16 protein-coding genes are annotated in these 13,838 nt (G+C 69.2%); 15 read left to right on the forward strand and 1 reads right to left on the reverse strand.

Annotation, left to right across the window (positions count from 1 at the left end):
• The first annotated feature begins 56 nt into the window (after window positions 1-56).
• From TA3x_RS11395 to TA3x_RS11465, 15 genes are all read left to right on the forward strand, one after another.
• Complete coding sequence (locus TA3x_RS11395) at window positions 57-1,199, forward strand: SU10 major capsid protein (RefSeq protein WP_435021258.1); 1,143 nt, start codon at window positions 57-59, stop codon at window positions 1,197-1,199.
• A gap of 81 nt (window positions 1,200-1,280) precedes the next feature.
• Window positions 1,281-1,634, forward strand: coding sequence for a hypothetical protein (locus TA3x_RS11400; protein WP_435021260.1), 354 nt, complete (start codon window positions 1,281-1,283; stop codon window positions 1,632-1,634).
• Window positions 1,631-2,302: a hypothetical protein gene (locus tag TA3x_RS11405; RefSeq protein ID WP_435021262.1), complete on the forward strand. Its 672-nt coding sequence runs from the start codon at window positions 1,631-1,633 to the stop codon at window positions 2,300-2,302. Before TA3x_RS11400 ends, TA3x_RS11405 begins: the two co-directional genes overlap by 4 nt.
• Window positions 2,299-2,892, forward strand: coding sequence for a hypothetical protein (locus TA3x_RS11410; protein ID WP_435021264.1), 594 nt, complete (start codon window positions 2,299-2,301; stop codon window positions 2,890-2,892). Before TA3x_RS11405 ends, TA3x_RS11410 begins: the two co-directional genes overlap by 4 nt.
• A gap of 64 nt (window positions 2,893-2,956) precedes the next feature.
• Entirely contained in the window at window positions 2,957-3,481 is a 525-nt protein-coding gene (locus tag TA3x_RS11415; RefSeq protein ID WP_435021265.1) for a hypothetical protein, read from the forward strand.
• A gap of 21 nt (window positions 3,482-3,502) precedes the next feature.
• Window positions 3,503-3,940, forward strand: a complete 438-nt coding sequence (locus TA3x_RS11420; RefSeq protein WP_435021267.1) for a hypothetical protein — start codon at window positions 3,503-3,505, stop codon at window positions 3,938-3,940.
• A gap of 13 nt (window positions 3,941-3,953) precedes the next feature.
• A complete protein-coding gene (locus TA3x_RS11425) occupies window positions 3,954-4,232 on the forward strand; it encodes a hypothetical protein (RefSeq protein ID WP_435021269.1) in 279 nt (92 codons plus the stop codon).
• Window positions 4,225-4,764, forward strand: coding sequence for a hypothetical protein (locus TA3x_RS11430; protein ID WP_435021271.1), 540 nt, complete (start codon window positions 4,225-4,227; stop codon window positions 4,762-4,764). The genes TA3x_RS11425 and TA3x_RS11430 overlap by 8 nt, the downstream gene beginning before the upstream one ends.
• The gene (locus TA3x_RS11435) at window positions 4,764-5,183 is read left to right on the forward strand and encodes a hypothetical protein (protein ID WP_435021272.1); all 420 of its coding nucleotides are present in this window, start codon (window positions 4,764-4,766) and stop codon (window positions 5,181-5,183) included. The genes TA3x_RS11430 and TA3x_RS11435 overlap by 1 nt, the downstream gene beginning before the upstream one ends.
• A 522-nt stretch (window positions 5,184-5,705) precedes the next feature.
• Entirely contained in the window at window positions 5,706-6,008 is a 303-nt protein-coding gene (locus TA3x_RS11440) for a hypothetical protein (RefSeq protein ID WP_435021274.1), read from the forward strand.
• 21 nt (window positions 6,009-6,029) lie between these two features.
• Window positions 6,030-6,398, forward strand: a complete 369-nt coding sequence (locus TA3x_RS11445) for a hypothetical protein (RefSeq protein ID WP_435021276.1) — start codon at window positions 6,030-6,032, stop codon at window positions 6,396-6,398.
• Between the two features lie 4 nt (window positions 6,399-6,402).
• On the forward strand, window positions 6,403-7,128 hold the full coding sequence (locus TA3x_RS11450) for a hypothetical protein (RefSeq protein WP_435021278.1): 726 nt from the start codon (window positions 6,403-6,405) through the stop codon (window positions 7,126-7,128).
• A gap of 4 nt (window positions 7,129-7,132) precedes the next feature.
• Entirely contained in the window at window positions 7,133-7,849 is a 717-nt protein-coding gene (locus tag TA3x_RS11455) for a hypothetical protein (protein WP_435021280.1), read from the forward strand.
• Between the two features lie 9 nt (window positions 7,850-7,858).
• On the forward strand, window positions 7,859-9,964 hold the full coding sequence (locus TA3x_RS11460) for a hypothetical protein (RefSeq protein ID WP_435021282.1): 2,106 nt from the start codon (window positions 7,859-7,861) through the stop codon (window positions 9,962-9,964).
• Window positions 9,965-9,967: 3 nt separating this feature from the next.
• Complete coding sequence (locus TA3x_RS11465; RefSeq protein WP_435021284.1) at window positions 9,968-10,300, forward strand: hypothetical protein; 333 nt, start codon at window positions 9,968-9,970, stop codon at window positions 10,298-10,300.
• 86 nt (window positions 10,301-10,386) lie between these two features.
• On the opposite strand, the gene TA3x_RS11470 is transcribed toward TA3x_RS11465, so the two are convergent.
• Entirely contained in the window at window positions 10,387-13,659 is a 3,273-nt protein-coding gene (locus TA3x_RS11470) for a tetratricopeptide repeat protein (protein WP_435021286.1), read from the reverse strand.
• Between the last annotated feature and the right edge of the window lie 179 nt (window positions 13,660-13,838).

The raw sequence follows: 13,838 nt of genomic DNA on the forward strand, positions 1-13,838 counted from the left end.
CGCCGCCGTCGCGCCGGGAAGGTCGACGAATACGATCCTCTATCGAAGGTCCCTCCATGCCGAGCAGCTATCTCCAGGGCATCCAGACCGCGTTCGACAACCAGGCCCAGATCGCCAACGATGTCGCCGTCGTCTCGACCAACTGGTTCGTGAACCGATGCCCGCTGATCACGCGGACGCCGCGGGTCCCGGTCGGTTCGACCGTCTTCACGATCGTGAGCCGGGGCTTCCGCCCCCGCGTCGCCACGCTCGCCGCGCCCGCTTCGGCGACCGATTTCCAGCTCACCCTGGCGGATGCCAGCCCGTTCATGAACGGCGACGTGCTGGAACTGGCGTCGGGCGAGCGGGTCGAGATCAATGGCGACCCGAACGCGGCGACCAACACCATCGTGGTGCGTCGGGCCGTCGAGGGGACCACCGCCGCGCCCGGCGCGGCCAACGACACGATCCGCCTGATCTCCAACAGCCGGACCGGCGCCGAGATCAATCAGAGCGCCATCGCCCGGCGTCCTCAAGGCGTGGCCCAGTACTGCCAGACCTGGCAGCATCCCGTCCAGGTGGGCGGCTCCCTCCAGGCCTCGGCCGGCTACCAGGCCTCGCCGGGCCTGCGGACCCCGTTCGAGCAGAGCAAGATGGATGCCCTCCAGAACCTGATGGACGACATGGAAGTGTCGTCGTATTACGGCCGGGGCGAGGACCCCTCCGTGACGGCCCGGCCCAAGCAGAAGGGTCTCAAGGTCCTGCTCGCCGCCAACGGCACCACGGCCCCGACCAACGCGGCCGCCTACCGGCCCACCGACTTCATCCGCGACACGCTGGAGAAGGCCCGGGTCGGCGGCGGCAACCCCGACGTGCTCCTGCTCTCGACCAACTTCATGACCGGCTTGGCCGCCTGGGGCCAGCAGGTCATGCGAATGGATGCCGGGACCAACGTCTTCGGCATGAAGATCGACGTCTTCGAGGCCCCGTTCCTGGGAGGGATCACGATCATCGAGGCCCCGCTGCTCAAGCCGTTCACCGCCGTGGCCCTCACCTCGTCCGAGGTCCGGATGCGGATGAAGCGGAACGAGTTCTGGAGCCCCCGCGGCTCTCGCGGCGACTCCTTCGAAGGGGACTGGATCGCCGAAGGGGCCATCGAGGTGGACAACCCGTCGCACCATGCCTGGCTCGAAGGGGTCACGGCCTTCTCCGCGAATTGACCCCCGGACGCGGCCTGCCCTCATCCCCCATCCCCCGCGGCCGGGCGGCCGGCCGCGGGCCGTTTTCCCGAGGTTCCCCACATGGCGTCTTATGTGTTCCTGGGCTATCCGGCCTTCCTCCAGAGGGCGGCCGACGAACTCGGCCGTCCCGAGTCCGCACTCGCCGCCGGCCGGGTCCCGGCCCTGGCCTCGCTCGCCAATCTCTGCTCCCAGGCGACCCACGCCGATCCCGACCAGGTTGCGGACATCCTGGCCAAGGCCGGCGAGTTCCGCGACCAGATCCATACGGCGTGGCTGGCCGCCGACCTGATGCTGTCCGAGGTGAAGGCCGGCTGTCAGCGGCCGCCCGCCCCGGCGCGGACGCTCGCCGATCCCCCGCGCGGGGCGCCCCGTTCCGGCTCGGGCGGCTCGAAGAACTCGCGGGGGACGGCATGATCCCCCTGGCGACCGACGAGGACATCGCCCTCCGGGCCTCGTCCGACGTCATGGCCCTCTGCCCCCGCGACCAGACGCTGGTCTCGGGGTCCGACGGGGTGATCGCCCCGGACGATCGCTGGACCCTGGCCTCCCCGGGCGCGAATCTCGCTGGGGTTGGCCTCCAGCCGGGTCAATTGATCCACCTGATCCGGCCGACCTCGGCCTTCGGCCCCGGCGGCGAGGTCCTGGTCATCCATCAGGTCACGCCGACGGGGGTCGTCCTCCGGCGCAAGGGCCAACTCGCCGGGGTGGGCCAGCCGCCCGCCGCCGCGACGGGGATCGAATTCGCGGTCCGGACGCTGGGCCCCCAGATCGTCCGGGCCGGGCAGGAGATCGGCCGTCGGCTCGGGATCGACGATCGCTTCCCCGGGCGGCGGGCCATCGACCTCGGGGATCCGACCGAGGTCCGCGAGGCCGTCGTCCTGACCGTGCTGTACCGCCAGTTCCTCGACCAGAGCCGGCAGTCCTCCGGGGCCGGCGACCGGCCCGACGACTGGTACTCGGCCAAGGCGAGGATGATCAAGGCGGAACTCGACGAACGCCTGTCGGGCCTCGCCCTCCGCTGGAGTTCGAACGCCAACGGGGCGGGCGAGACGATCCGGTTTGGCATGCGGATGACTCGATGACCATGCCGATCGCCTACCACATCTACCGGAACGACGGCCGGGGCGGCGACGTCGATTACTCGACGCCGATCGCGACGACGGGCGGCCTGACCTTCGAGTGCGGCCCTCTGGCCGCGCCCGGGGACACCACCTTCGCCGTGCGGGCCTTCGACACGGCCACCGGCCTCGAGGAGGCGAACACCGACGCCCGGGTGCGGATCGTCCTCGATGCGTCGGGCCATGACGTGACGAATCGGCCGGGCCGAGTCGTCGGGTTGTCGGCCCGCCCGATCCGGGGAGGCTCCTGCCGGGTCGCCTGGGGCTACATCCCGCCCCCCGGCTCGAGCCCGCCGTCGGCCTTCGCCGTCACGCTGACCGAGGGGACCGTTCCCGACCTTTCCCGGGTCGCGGTCATCGTCCCCTGGGGGGCCGGGGCCCTCGGGTATGAGTGCGCCCTGTCCGGCCTGGCGGACAACACACCTTATGTGATCGCGGTTCGCGCCGTCGGACCATCCTCCGCCCTGGAAGGCGAGCCGGAGGAGGTGCGGGTGATCCTGGCCTCCACGCCCCTGCAGGACGTGGAGGCGTTGAGGGACGACTCGTCGGGGTGACCCTGCCCGGATCGGCCCGATCCACGGCCCGGCCCAACGATCCTTGTTTTGGCGGAGCGACCCCTTGTCCAAGACCTATTTCTCCCCCACTTATTTCTCCCCGGCCTACTTCAGCAACCTCGCGATCGCCCCGAGCCCGGTGCCGGTGACGGTGCCGGCCAGGACGCGCGACCGGCAGTCGTATCGGGCGATCCTCGATGCGTTGTCCGAAGGCGGGGAGTTCGATCAGATCCTCTTCGGCCAGGCCGGGCCGCGGGCCCGGGCCGGGGCCGACAGCTATCCGGTCCTCATGGTGATCCCGAAAGGGTGGGAAGAGATCGACGACGCCGACCCGACGTCGCTCGTCCGGCGCGCCAAATTCGCGCTGACGATCGTGATCCGGGACGAGGATCCGGAGCGGGGCTTCGACGAGCTCGACCGCCTCGCGTGCCTGGTCGTCGATGCCCTCGACGGGTCGGACCTCGGCGGGACCGCCCTGCCCGCGCTCACGAAGGTCCGGTCGGCCCGCTACCCGCGAGCGGCGAATCCCGAACAGATCGTCGAACTCGAAGGCGAATTCACCAGCCTCTATCAAGTGCCCCAATCATAATTTCGTAGTAAGAGGCCATGAATGTCCGTCTCCAAACGGTTCATGAACTGGAGTGGGGTCTCGTTCACCCCGCTCGCGGGCGCACCGACCGCCTTCACCGGGGTGACCTCGGTGTCCATCGAGAGCGGCGGGAATCTCGCCAAGTTCTCCGGGGATGGCGACCGTTATCCCACGATCGTCGTCAATGACTTCAACGAGCCCACCGTCACGATCCAGTCGGCCGACCTGGCGGCGATCCGCGCCAACCCGGTCGGGACGATCGGCACGGTGACGGCCACCCATAACGACGCGAGGTCCGGCACCGGGACGGGCGCGATCACCTATACGCTGGCCAATGCCGTGGTGGCGTCGTGCGACATCGGCGGGGCCCATCGCCATTTCGGGCAGGGCACGATCACCTTCGCCGCCTATTCGGCGGACGGCGTCACCAACCCGCTCTCGACCAGCGTGGCCCCTTGATGGGGAGAGTCCCGTGACCCAGCGACCTTACGACGCGGTCCTGTCCCCCCTATCGTTCGCCGGCCCGGGGGATGCCGCGAGCCGGCTGGCAAGATTGCAGGAGGCCTTCGCCCCGCTCCTGGGCGTCTCCCGGGTGCATGTCCGCCATCAGGGCGACCGGCATTTCCTCACCGGGGACCCGGGGGAGACCCTCCTGTTCCCCGGCACAGACCCTCGATCCGGGCAGCCCCGGTACCGCTGGGCCGAGCGGGGAGACGGCGTCTCGCTCGGGCGCAGGGTGGACGATGCCTGAACTGGTGGAGCGCGAGCGGCGGAAGCCCGGCGCCCGCGGGCGCCCGGTCCGCCTGGCCGATGGCAACCTGTGGATACTGCCCGATGTCGTGTATCGCCGGGGGGAATCGAGCCTGACCTGGCCCCCCCTGGACGCCATGATCGACCGCTTTCATGAGCAATCCGTGCTGGGCGAGGAGGTCGCCGTGGCCGACCTGATCGGCGTCGCTCGCATCCTCCTGCTCACCAACTACGACCTGTCGAACGACGAAGTGTGCGACCTGCTATGCGTCGAGCCGGGGGCCGAGATCGAGGCCCTGGCACGCGAGGTCTTCGCCTCGTTGTTCGGCCCGACGGAACGGGTCCGGGGCTTCACCGACTGGGCCCGCGCCAGCCTCCTGGCCAACGGCCTGGGCGGCTCGACCATCCCCGCCCCCGCGATCCACGACGTCCTCGCCATCCTGGTCGCGACGAATCGGACCACGCCTTCGGCCCGGTTCATCGACGCGTGCCGGGCGGCCCTCGATCGCAATGCCCTGGAGCAACTGATCTGATGGCCGACCGACCCACGCCGGGATCGTCTCGAAGGGAGGAGGTCCCCGCGACCCCGGCCATACTGGCCGATGGCCGGGCCTGGTCCCTCGCCAGGCCCTCGACCCGCCTCCGGCCAATCCTCCACCGCGAAGTGGATGTCCTGGGCCGGCCGACGGAGGTGGTCCGGCTGGTCGTCGAGGCCGGCTATCCGGCCGAGATCCGGCGGGCGATCGACCGCCTCCGGTCCGAGTGCGAGTCCGGGCCCCCGGCCGGCCTGCGCGATGCCATCGTCGCGCTCGGGGTGTCGCTGCTGCTCCGGGCCCACCGGCTCGACCCGGCGTTCGCCGCGTCCCTGTTCGAGGTGCCCCGAGACGAGTTCCCCCGGCTCGCCGATGCCATCGTCGAGGTCGCGGCCGGGGGGAAAGATCATGACCTTTGAGAATGCGAGGGGATGCCGATGCCTGACGCGGACGACTTGCCCGACGAACCCGAAGCCGAGCCTTCCGATCGGTCGGTGACGCTGGACCCGGAGGCGATCCTCCGGAAACTTGGAGGGCGGACGCCCGGACCGGCGGCCCCCGCCCGGCTGTCCGAGTTCCCGGCGGCCGATCCGGCTCTCCGGGCCGACATCGCCATACCGGGCGGCTCGACCTATGCGGTGGGTGCGAGCTTGCCCGACGCGGAAATCGACGATCCTCCGATTGTCGCGAGCCCGATCACAGGCGGCCGGCCCGCGGCCCCGGGGGAGGTGCGCCGGAACGCCGTGGGGGAAGGGGCCCCGGGCTCGTTCGCCCTACCGCGGGTGGGTCCGCCCGTTCCTTTCGGCGATCCTCCGCCCCAGCGGTCCCGGATCGATCCGGTCGAGTCGTCGGTCTCGGATTTTGGCGAATTTCCCGGGGCGGTGTCGCCCGTTGTCACCCCCGAATCGATCTCGCCCGAGGGGCGGGGACGGGCCCCCGCGATGCCCGAAATCCCGGCCTCGCCGACGATCGCGATCCGCGACGCATTCCCATCCGGTCCGATGATCGACGGGATCCGGGCCGCGTCGTCGGGCGGGGAGCCTCGCGATGACATGCACGATTTCGGGGCCTGGGGGACGGGACGGGCCGGGACGGCGGACGACTTCCCCGGCTCCCAGCACGGGGTCTCGGCGGAGGACCTGCTCAAGACGAACGAGTTGCTCCGCCAGTTGGTCGAGGAAACAAAAAGGCAGCGAGTAGCATCCTTGCCGGCGGCCGGGCCGTCGGTCTATCCGGGCCGTTGACGGCGAGGCGATGGGGGACATATGGCTTCTTTTGGTGGGGTGCGGATCTTCGGCGAAGCGGTGTCGATGATCACGGCGGAGGTGCCGCGGGAGAATCAGCTTAATGGATTCTTCGGCGTAAATGGGTTCGAGTCGATCGACGGCGGATACCGTGGCCGGGTCACCCGCGTGAAGGGGGTGCTCTCGGGCTCGTCGGCCGCCGGCCTCGGCGCGGCGGAGGCCCTGTTCCGCTCGTTCAACGACGGGATCGCCCGCCCCCTGGTCGATACCCTCGACGTCCTGTGGCCATCGACCCGCCTGGTGGCGTTCCAGCCCTCGGGGCGGGTCCGCCGCTCGGCTTATGGCGTCCATTTCCGGGCCTATCAGGCCCAATTCTTCCACCTGGCGTGATCCGATGGCCTTTTCGCAATCCGGCATCGTCGACGTCCGCGTGATGGCCGACGGTGCCGACCTCTTCGTCGCCTGGACGGCACCGGGCCGGGACGGAGCCACGTTCCAGGTCTACGTCGATCGCAGGCTGGCATGGTCCGGGACCGCCCGGCGATGCCACGTCCCGATCCCCGCCGGGTCGATCGGGCGCAACGTCTGGGTCGAGGTCGGCATCGTCGGGCCCGAGGAGCCGACTCGCAACCATGCCTCGCTCCTGTCTTCCCCGGGCGGCCGGGGAGGGCGTGCGACCTTGACCTGGAGCGGGGGGACCTATCTCGATGCCTCCGGGGGCGACAATATCCAGGGGTTTCGCATCTACCAGGGTTCCGGCCCGGGTACGCCGGTCGACGAGGCGGCGCCAGCGGACACCGTCCTCGCCTACCCGGGCGGATGGATCAACGACGGATTCGGCAAGGGGGGATTCGGAGAGGCCGGCTTCGGCCGGGCGGCGACCCTCTACCGATGGCAGAGCAAGCCCCTGGACCCGGGCGACTGGAGCTTCCTCGTCGTCCCGTTCGACAAGACCGGCAAGTCGCAAGGGACGCGGCGACCGATCGTCGTGACGATCGCCTCCCCGCCCCGGCCACCGGCGCGGGGGGCCGACGGGTCGCGACTGGCCTTGAATTACCCGGGGCCAGGGGGCGGGCAAGCGTCGCTCGCCTGGCTCCCCAGCCCGTCCGAACCCAGGTGAACCCTTGGCAACCGCATACACAACGAACGTCCGCCTCCAGAAACCCGCCGCCTCGGACCGTCACTGGGACGTCCCGATCAACGCCAACGTCGACCTGATCGACGGGATGACGGCGATCGGGGGCCTGGCCGTCACGACGGCGGAATCCCCCAGCACCTCGCTCGCCGTCCGGGTCGCGCCCGGCTCTTACGTCAAGGCCGACGGCACCGTGGCGAGGTTCGCGGGCACCCCCTCGCTCGCGATCCCTCCATCGTCCACGGCCTTCGTCTGGCTGACCGACGCCGGCGTCGCGACGGCGGGGACCTCCTATCCCGCCTCGGCCCACCTCCGACTCGCCCGCGTGGTCTCGGAGGCCGCCTCGATCTCCCAGGTGGCCGACGACAGGGTCCAGTGCGCGGTCTCCGGCACCGGCCTGGGTTTCGTGGCCAGGTCCGGAGACACCGTGACCGGCCCGCTGACCGTGGCCACGCCCGCGACCGGGACGCCCCTGCTCACGCTCGACGCCGCGAACCGCACGGTCGGCTTCTTCGGGGCCACGCCCGCGACCCAGGCCGCGGCGCTGACCCTCCTGACGTCGGCGGCCGGCGTCGCCTCCGACTCCATCGCCGACGTCGGATCGACCCACTCGCAGGCCGTGCTCAACAACAACTTCGCCAGCCTGACCGCCAAGGTCGACGCCCTGATCAACGCCCTGAAGCGTCACGGGCTTATGGGCAGCTGAGAGGTATCCATGCCCGCGTACGCCTCCGTCGAGACCGCGAACATCCCGATCATCCGCCCGCCCGCGTCGGTCGGAGTCTTCCGATACCGGCCCGACGGCTCGCCGCCGTTCGAGTTCCTGCCGAACGTCCGGGTCCTGCACATCCAGTTCCGGGAGGGGGCCGACGCCGGCACGGCCCGGTTCCAGTATGTCTTCGACGACCGGGGGACCCCCTCGGTGCCGCACTCGTTCCAGGAGGTCATGTCCGTCGACGCGTCTCTCCCCGGCGTCGTCAGCAACGACGAGCGGCTGGTCGTCCTCTCGGCCAACCCGGACGGGTCGCATCAGGTCCTGTTCGATGGGTTCGCCCAGGTCCCCGAGCTCGGGCTCTCCCCCGATCGGGAGATGGTCACGTTCCTCGCCTTCGGCGTGGCGATCCGCGAGTGGGATACTCCGATTGGTGGGGCGTTGATGCGCGACGCCGACGATCCGGGCGTCGTGTCCGACGTGGAGACGGACCTGCTCACCCACTTCAACCCCCAGGGGATGCCGAACGCCACCCCCGAGGGGGCCGATGCCGTCTCGGATTCGGGCCAGTCCCACCCGAGTTTCCTCGACCCGCTCGTGGTCCGGTCGCCCGACGTCCGCCGCCACTGGAGCCTGCCGATGGCGGCCCGCTACCTGTGCTTCCGCCATAATCCGGGCGAAGCTTATGTGGCGAACCCCGACGGCGGCCACCTGTACGCGATCCTCGATAGCCGCAAGCCGGGCGTCGGGGCCTCGTTCCTCCCCGACGACCCGGGGTCGACCGCGAGCGAGCCGATCGTCGTCCCCGATTATCCCGCGACCGGGAAGGCCTGGCCCAACGTCCTGCGGGATCTCCTCGATCCCCACGGCTTCGGGATGGCCTTCCGGGTCGAGACGACGGGCGACGGGAGGCCCCGCACGGCCCTCGACATCTATCGCCGGCAGGACGGCTCGGACGCCACCTACAAGGACCTCTACCTCCAGGCGCGGGGCTCGACCCTCGACCCGGGCCAGACCAACATCGGCGAGGCGAAGCTTACGCGCGATACCCGAGGGATCGCCAATGCCTACGTCGTCGAGTCGGGCCTGGTCCGCTACGAGGCGAGTTTCATTCTGACGCCAGGATTCGCGATCGCGGCGTCCGACGCGCAAACCGCCGCCTCGATCGTCGCGTATGACCGGAATGGCCCGTCGTTTTCGTCCGCCAATCGTGACAAGTATCGGCTCTACGTCCTGGATGAGACCGGCGAAGGACACTGGGACTGGAAAACATCCAGAATGGTCCGGACCCCCCCGTCGCTCCGCGACCTCTTCCTCCAGGATCCGGAGTCGGATGGATCCTACGTGAAACGCCGGAGGATCCCGATCGGCGAGCTGTTTTCGGTCGACTCCAACCGTAAGCCATTGAAGGCTCAGCTTTCGATCTCGACCGATTACGCGGGCACGCAACCGGGCCTCTGGGACGGGACGGGTACCTGGCAGCCCATCGGTTCCGGGTATGAACTGCTCAGGGATCGGCTCGGCATCTGGATCAATGCGCCCAACCCGAACGCCTGGAACATCCAGGGGTCGAAGGCAGGCAATGCCCCTTATCCGGCCGGGATCGTCAAGGGTGTGGAGGATCAGGCGGCCGGCGCGGGCAAGAGGTTCACGCTCCGGCTGACCTGCGTCATCGAGGGGGATCGGTTGGCCTCGGCCACCGCCGATCGCCGGCCGTCGAGCCCGGTCACCTACACGATCACCCGGCGCGTCGATGCCCGGGATCGCTATGCCAAGCATTTGATCGCCGCACGCAGCGAGTTCCATCCCGGCTCGGAGCCGGAACCGGCCCGCGACGACAGCAACGATGCCCTGGCCGAGGCCGCGGCGCGCCGGCTCGCGGGGGAGGCGGGCGAAGTGGCCGGGTTCGTCACCATCCCCCGCTTCACCCAGGCCTATCGGATCGGCGACCGAATCTGCTCGATCCAGGGGCGCAACCTCTCGCTGAAGACCAACGCCGGGGCCCCGAACGAGGAAGGTGAGGTTTTCCCCACCGTCGTCGGCCTGACCTGGTCCTTCGAGGGGAAGCAGCAGACGGTCCTGCAACTCTCCGATCACAAGGGGGCGTGACCGATGATCGACCCGAGGATTGAGGCTACGAGGCTGCGAAGCCGCGATCCCGCTCCCCAGGAATCGGCGATCGCCGGGGGGAGGGCCGCCGCCAGCGCCTCACCGCTGATCGTGGCCCAGACCAAGGCCTTGACGACCTATCCCACGGCCGCCCAACGCTTCTTCGCCTGCCGGCCGATTATGGTTTTGGGGGCGGAGGTCGAGGGGGGGCTGGGGACCATCACGGCCGACTCGGCCACCGTGCTCGCGTTGAACCTGGGGGCGGGAATCCCCCCATCCGGGACCAACGTGGTCCTCTCCTATTGCGCGAATCGCTGGGTCTTTATTTATAACTGAGCAGCCCACTCCGCCATGCGGAGCCGAGGCCCGGGCGGGGGATGCTGGTGCAAGCATCCCCCGCCGAACTGCGCGCGTCGAGGGCCTCAGAGCGGCGGGGGCTCCGTCGGAGGGGCCGGCTCGGTGGCCTTCTCCTTGGGCTCCGTCGGCGTGGCTGGCTCGGGGGGCTTCTCCTTGGCCTCCGGCTCGGGTTGGGTCGGAGGGGCCGGGGCCGGAGGGGCCGACTTTTCTTCCGGGGCGACCGTTCGTGCGGGGGGCACCGGCTTGCCGAGCTTTTCGAGATAGTAGGCGATCACCGGACGGATCGCCAGGTCGGGCTCGAGTTCCAGGGCTTTCGTGAAGTGCTCGGCGGCGACCGATGGGGCGATGCCCCCTTCGAGCGCGGCCAGGGCCGTCTCGAACTCCCATTCGGCCTGCTGGCTGATCATCTCGGGGATGTCCATGAGGGTGCGAGTCGCCGACATCGGCTCCCCGGTCAGGATCATCTGGGCGGTGGTCAGGGCCTGGAACGATCGCTGGACCTGGAGGGGAGGGATCGCCTTGCTCGCCCAGAGCAGGACTGCATTGGTGTAGTTGCCGAGCAGGAAATGGACGCGACCCTGCCGGAAGGGGGACGTGCCGACGCCCGTGCTGAAGGTCGGGTCGTCGCTGTTGCTGTTGCCGAGCAGGTCGAAAGCCTTGTCCGGCTGACCCGTCTCGCAATAGAGGTCGAGCAAGCCGGGGCGGATGCTGGCCGGATTGCCGCCGCCCGACTGGTCGGCTTCTTCCAACTCCCGGATCGCCAGCCCATAGGCCCCCTGCGAGCGGGCGAATCCCGCCTTCTCCTGGGGCGAGGCCCTCCTCTGGATGACCATGTCCCGGATCTGGGCCTCGATCTGGCGGATCCTCTGGTTCAACTCGTTGAGCTGCTGGGTCAGGGTGATGAAGTCCGCCTCGGCGAATTCCTCTTTATGGCTGAGGTCGATCGCCAGCAACCGGTCGCGGGCGAGGTCCAGGATGCCCATCTGGAGATAGAGCTGGGCCATGGACATGTTCAGCCCCGAGAGCAGGCGACGCTCATTCGCGTCCTTCGGAGGGGGCAATGTCTGGATGGCGTAGTTCATCGCGGTCAGGAGCTGCCGCGAGCGGATGGCGAGGATCCTGGTCTGCTGGGGTCCCTGGCTCATCTTGGCGATGTTGTCCGACGTCAGGGCGATGCCGTTGATCAACGCCGACTCCTGGATGAGCAGGAGCCGGTACGCATCGATGAGCCTCTGGAACGCCAGGGGATCGTCGGGCTTTGCGACCAGTGCGATCCGGGCCTCACGGATGGCCAGCAGACAACGAGCCGGATCGGGCAGGAACGGCTTCGCCGGATCGAGCCCGGCCGGGAACATCCAGTGGAACGCCGCCTCGACGTGGGGTTGGGTCCGGACGCTCACGCGATTACGGAAGACCGCGTCGATCTCCGAGGTCGCCGTGGGCGTCCTCTGGAGGGGCGGGACCTCGCGAGGCGTCTGATAGGCCATCTTGTCGGGGTCGAGCCGGTTCGCCTTGAAGTAGGCGAGGTCGCCCGCGGGCACCTTATCGTCGGAGCGGCCGAACATCTGGACCAGGCCGTCGTCGTAGAACGGGATCCAGTTCGGGCTGGTCATCAGCCGGGTGTAGGTACGAGGGGCGTTGGCGGCCTGGATCAGGATGGTGCTGACCTTGTACTTGTCCAGGGCCGGCCGCCACCGGTTCACGTCGTCGTCGCGGATCGCCAGCCGCAGGTCCTCCCATTCGCGGAAGTCGCTGAGCTTGTAGAGGTGGGGCCGGTTGTCGATGAAGGCCTTCCGCTTCGGGGCGACGCGCCAGGCGAGGAGGTCGCCCTGGGCGAGCGTCGTGTTCAGGATGCCCCCCTCGATCTGGGCCGATTCGAGGGCATGGGTCATCTCGAACGGGAAATCGTCGGGGTTGAATCCGAAGCCATAGACCGAATCATCGGCCTGGCCGCCCCATCCCGTCAATCCCTGGGTGATGGCCAGGAAAAGCAAGCTGATCGTGACCAGGCGACCGCCGGTCGACCAGACGCGCCAGCCCGTGCCGACCTTGCCCTCCGCGCCGAAGGTGTCGAGATACCACTCCTGGCCGTTGGTCGCGAGGGCCGCGGCCAGGGCGATCGCGAAGAACGGCAGGAAGGCGAGCGACATGGCCAACATCAGGGTCGCGGCCAAAAAGCCGAGGAGCCGACCCAGCTGGAAGTTTCGCCGGTTGATCGCGAACGAGAGCAGTCCGATCAGGAGCAGGCCGCCGAAGAAGAGACGATTCGGCCATGTCGCGAGGGCGCTGTTCAGCAGCGAAGGGGGCTGGGGGCCGAAGTCCATCCCGAACTTGCTGAGGACCGAGTCGAAGCTCGCGGCGAGCCCGAACACGTGCGACGGGCTGACCAGCGTCGCCAGCACGCACGCCGCGAGGGCGATCAGGCTCGGGCGGAGGCGCGACGGCCCGGCCCCCCCGGACTTCCTCGCTTCGAAGGCCGATCCCAGCACCGTGCCCGCCAGGACGACGAGCCCGTAGGAGAACGTGTCGTCGAGGTTCGCCCAGAGCAGGAACAACGGGATCAGCAGATAGAAATTCCCGGGCCGGACGGACCTTAACGCCCGGTCGAGGAGCAGGATCTCCGCGGCGAACAGGAGCAGCCCCCAGGCCCCCGGCGAGACCATCGCGGGGCGGGCCAGGCCGCCCAACTGGACCCCGATGGTGCGAATGACGCGGCTCGTCCCCTCATCGTCGGGGATGGATGTGATGATTTCGATGGGCACGAGGAAGACGCCCAATGCCAGCGCGACGCAGGCCGAGACCCACCAGAGACCGGGGCCTGGCCGCCGCAACTTCAGCAGGAGAAAGGCCGTCAGGCCCCGCGCCAGGGCGGCGAGCGCGATCAGCACGCCGATCCCGCCGGTGGCCCCGCGGCCGATCTTGCTGACCAGGTCCGGGGAAGGGTCGGGCGGGAGGAGTCGGGCGACCGCGGCGTAGATCTGGTAGTGTGTCCACTCGAACAGCCACGGGATGTTGACCCAACGCCGATCCTGGCCGGCGATCGACGTCAGGTCCGAGACGATCGGGCGGCCCGCCTCGGAGATCTGCCGGCCCGCGTGGAGGTAGGACCAGAGGACGGAGTTCTCGGGCTGGAGCCGGTTGGCCGACGACAGGAAGGCCAGGAGCAGGACCCCGGCCGCGACATACAGGTCGTAGTACGAGTTCCATTCGAACACGCGGGCCGGGGTCATCGGTTCCGCCGGGGTCGCCTTGGGCGAGGCCGATGCCGACTCGGCGGACGTCGTCGATTCGTCCTTCCCATCGTCGGAGGAGGGATGTTGGGCCTGGGCGTTGGTCATTGTGTGCGCCGACTCGATGAGTGCGATGGTCCGGTGCCGCGACGTCGTCCGGGGGATTCCAGATCGTCGGAGCCAGACATATGAAACGCCATGCTAGGGGGATCGCGGGGGTCGGGTCAAGGGGTTGGGGTGGCCTGCGATGACCGGCCGGCCGGGCGAGTTGCGAGGGCCGGGCGCAA

The organism is Tundrisphaera macrotermitis (assembly GCF_051175315.1).
GTDB lineage: Bacteria > Planctomycetota > Planctomycetia > Isosphaerales > Isosphaeraceae > Tundrisphaera.

What these genes read in the sequence shown, in the direction of transcription:
- TA3x_RS11405 (WP_435021262.1), top strand. Translation starts at nt 1,631, where the DNA reads ATGATCCCCCTGGCGACCGACGAGGACATCGCCCTCCGGGCCTCGTCC.
- TA3x_RS11450 (WP_435021278.1), top strand. Translation starts at nt 6,403, where the DNA reads ATGGCCTTTTCGCAATCCGGCATCGTCGACGTCCGCGTGATGGCCGAC.
- TA3x_RS11410 (WP_435021264.1), top strand. Translation starts at nt 2,299, where the DNA reads ATGACCATGCCGATCGCCTACCACATCTACCGGAACGACGGCCGGGGC.
- TA3x_RS11400 (WP_435021260.1), top strand. Translation starts at nt 1,281, where the DNA reads ATGGCGTCTTATGTGTTCCTGGGCTATCCGGCCTTCCTCCAGAGGGCG.
- TA3x_RS11470 (WP_435021286.1), bottom strand. Translation starts at nt 13,659, where the DNA reads ATGACCAACGCCCAGGCCCAACATCCCTCCTCCGACGATGGGAAGGAC.
- TA3x_RS11445 (WP_435021276.1), top strand. Translation starts at nt 6,030, where the DNA reads ATGGCTTCTTTTGGTGGGGTGCGGATCTTCGGCGAAGCGGTGTCGATG.
- TA3x_RS11430 (WP_435021271.1), top strand. Translation starts at nt 4,225, where the DNA reads ATGCCTGAACTGGTGGAGCGCGAGCGGCGGAAGCCCGGCGCCCGCGGG.
- TA3x_RS11420 (WP_435021267.1), top strand. Translation starts at nt 3,503, where the DNA reads ATGTCCGTCTCCAAACGGTTCATGAACTGGAGTGGGGTCTCGTTCACC.
- TA3x_RS11460 (WP_435021282.1), top strand. Translation starts at nt 7,859, where the DNA reads ATGCCCGCGTACGCCTCCGTCGAGACCGCGAACATCCCGATCATCCGC.
- TA3x_RS11440 (WP_435021274.1), top strand. Translation starts at nt 5,706, where the DNA reads ATGCCCGAAATCCCGGCCTCGCCGACGATCGCGATCCGCGACGCATTC.
- TA3x_RS11395 (WP_435021258.1), top strand. Translation starts at nt 57, where the DNA reads ATGCCGAGCAGCTATCTCCAGGGCATCCAGACCGCGTTCGACAACCAG.
- TA3x_RS11435 (WP_435021272.1), top strand. Translation starts at nt 4,764, where the DNA reads ATGGCCGACCGACCCACGCCGGGATCGTCTCGAAGGGAGGAGGTCCCC.
- TA3x_RS11465 (WP_435021284.1), top strand. Translation starts at nt 9,968, where the DNA reads ATGATCGACCCGAGGATTGAGGCTACGAGGCTGCGAAGCCGCGATCCC.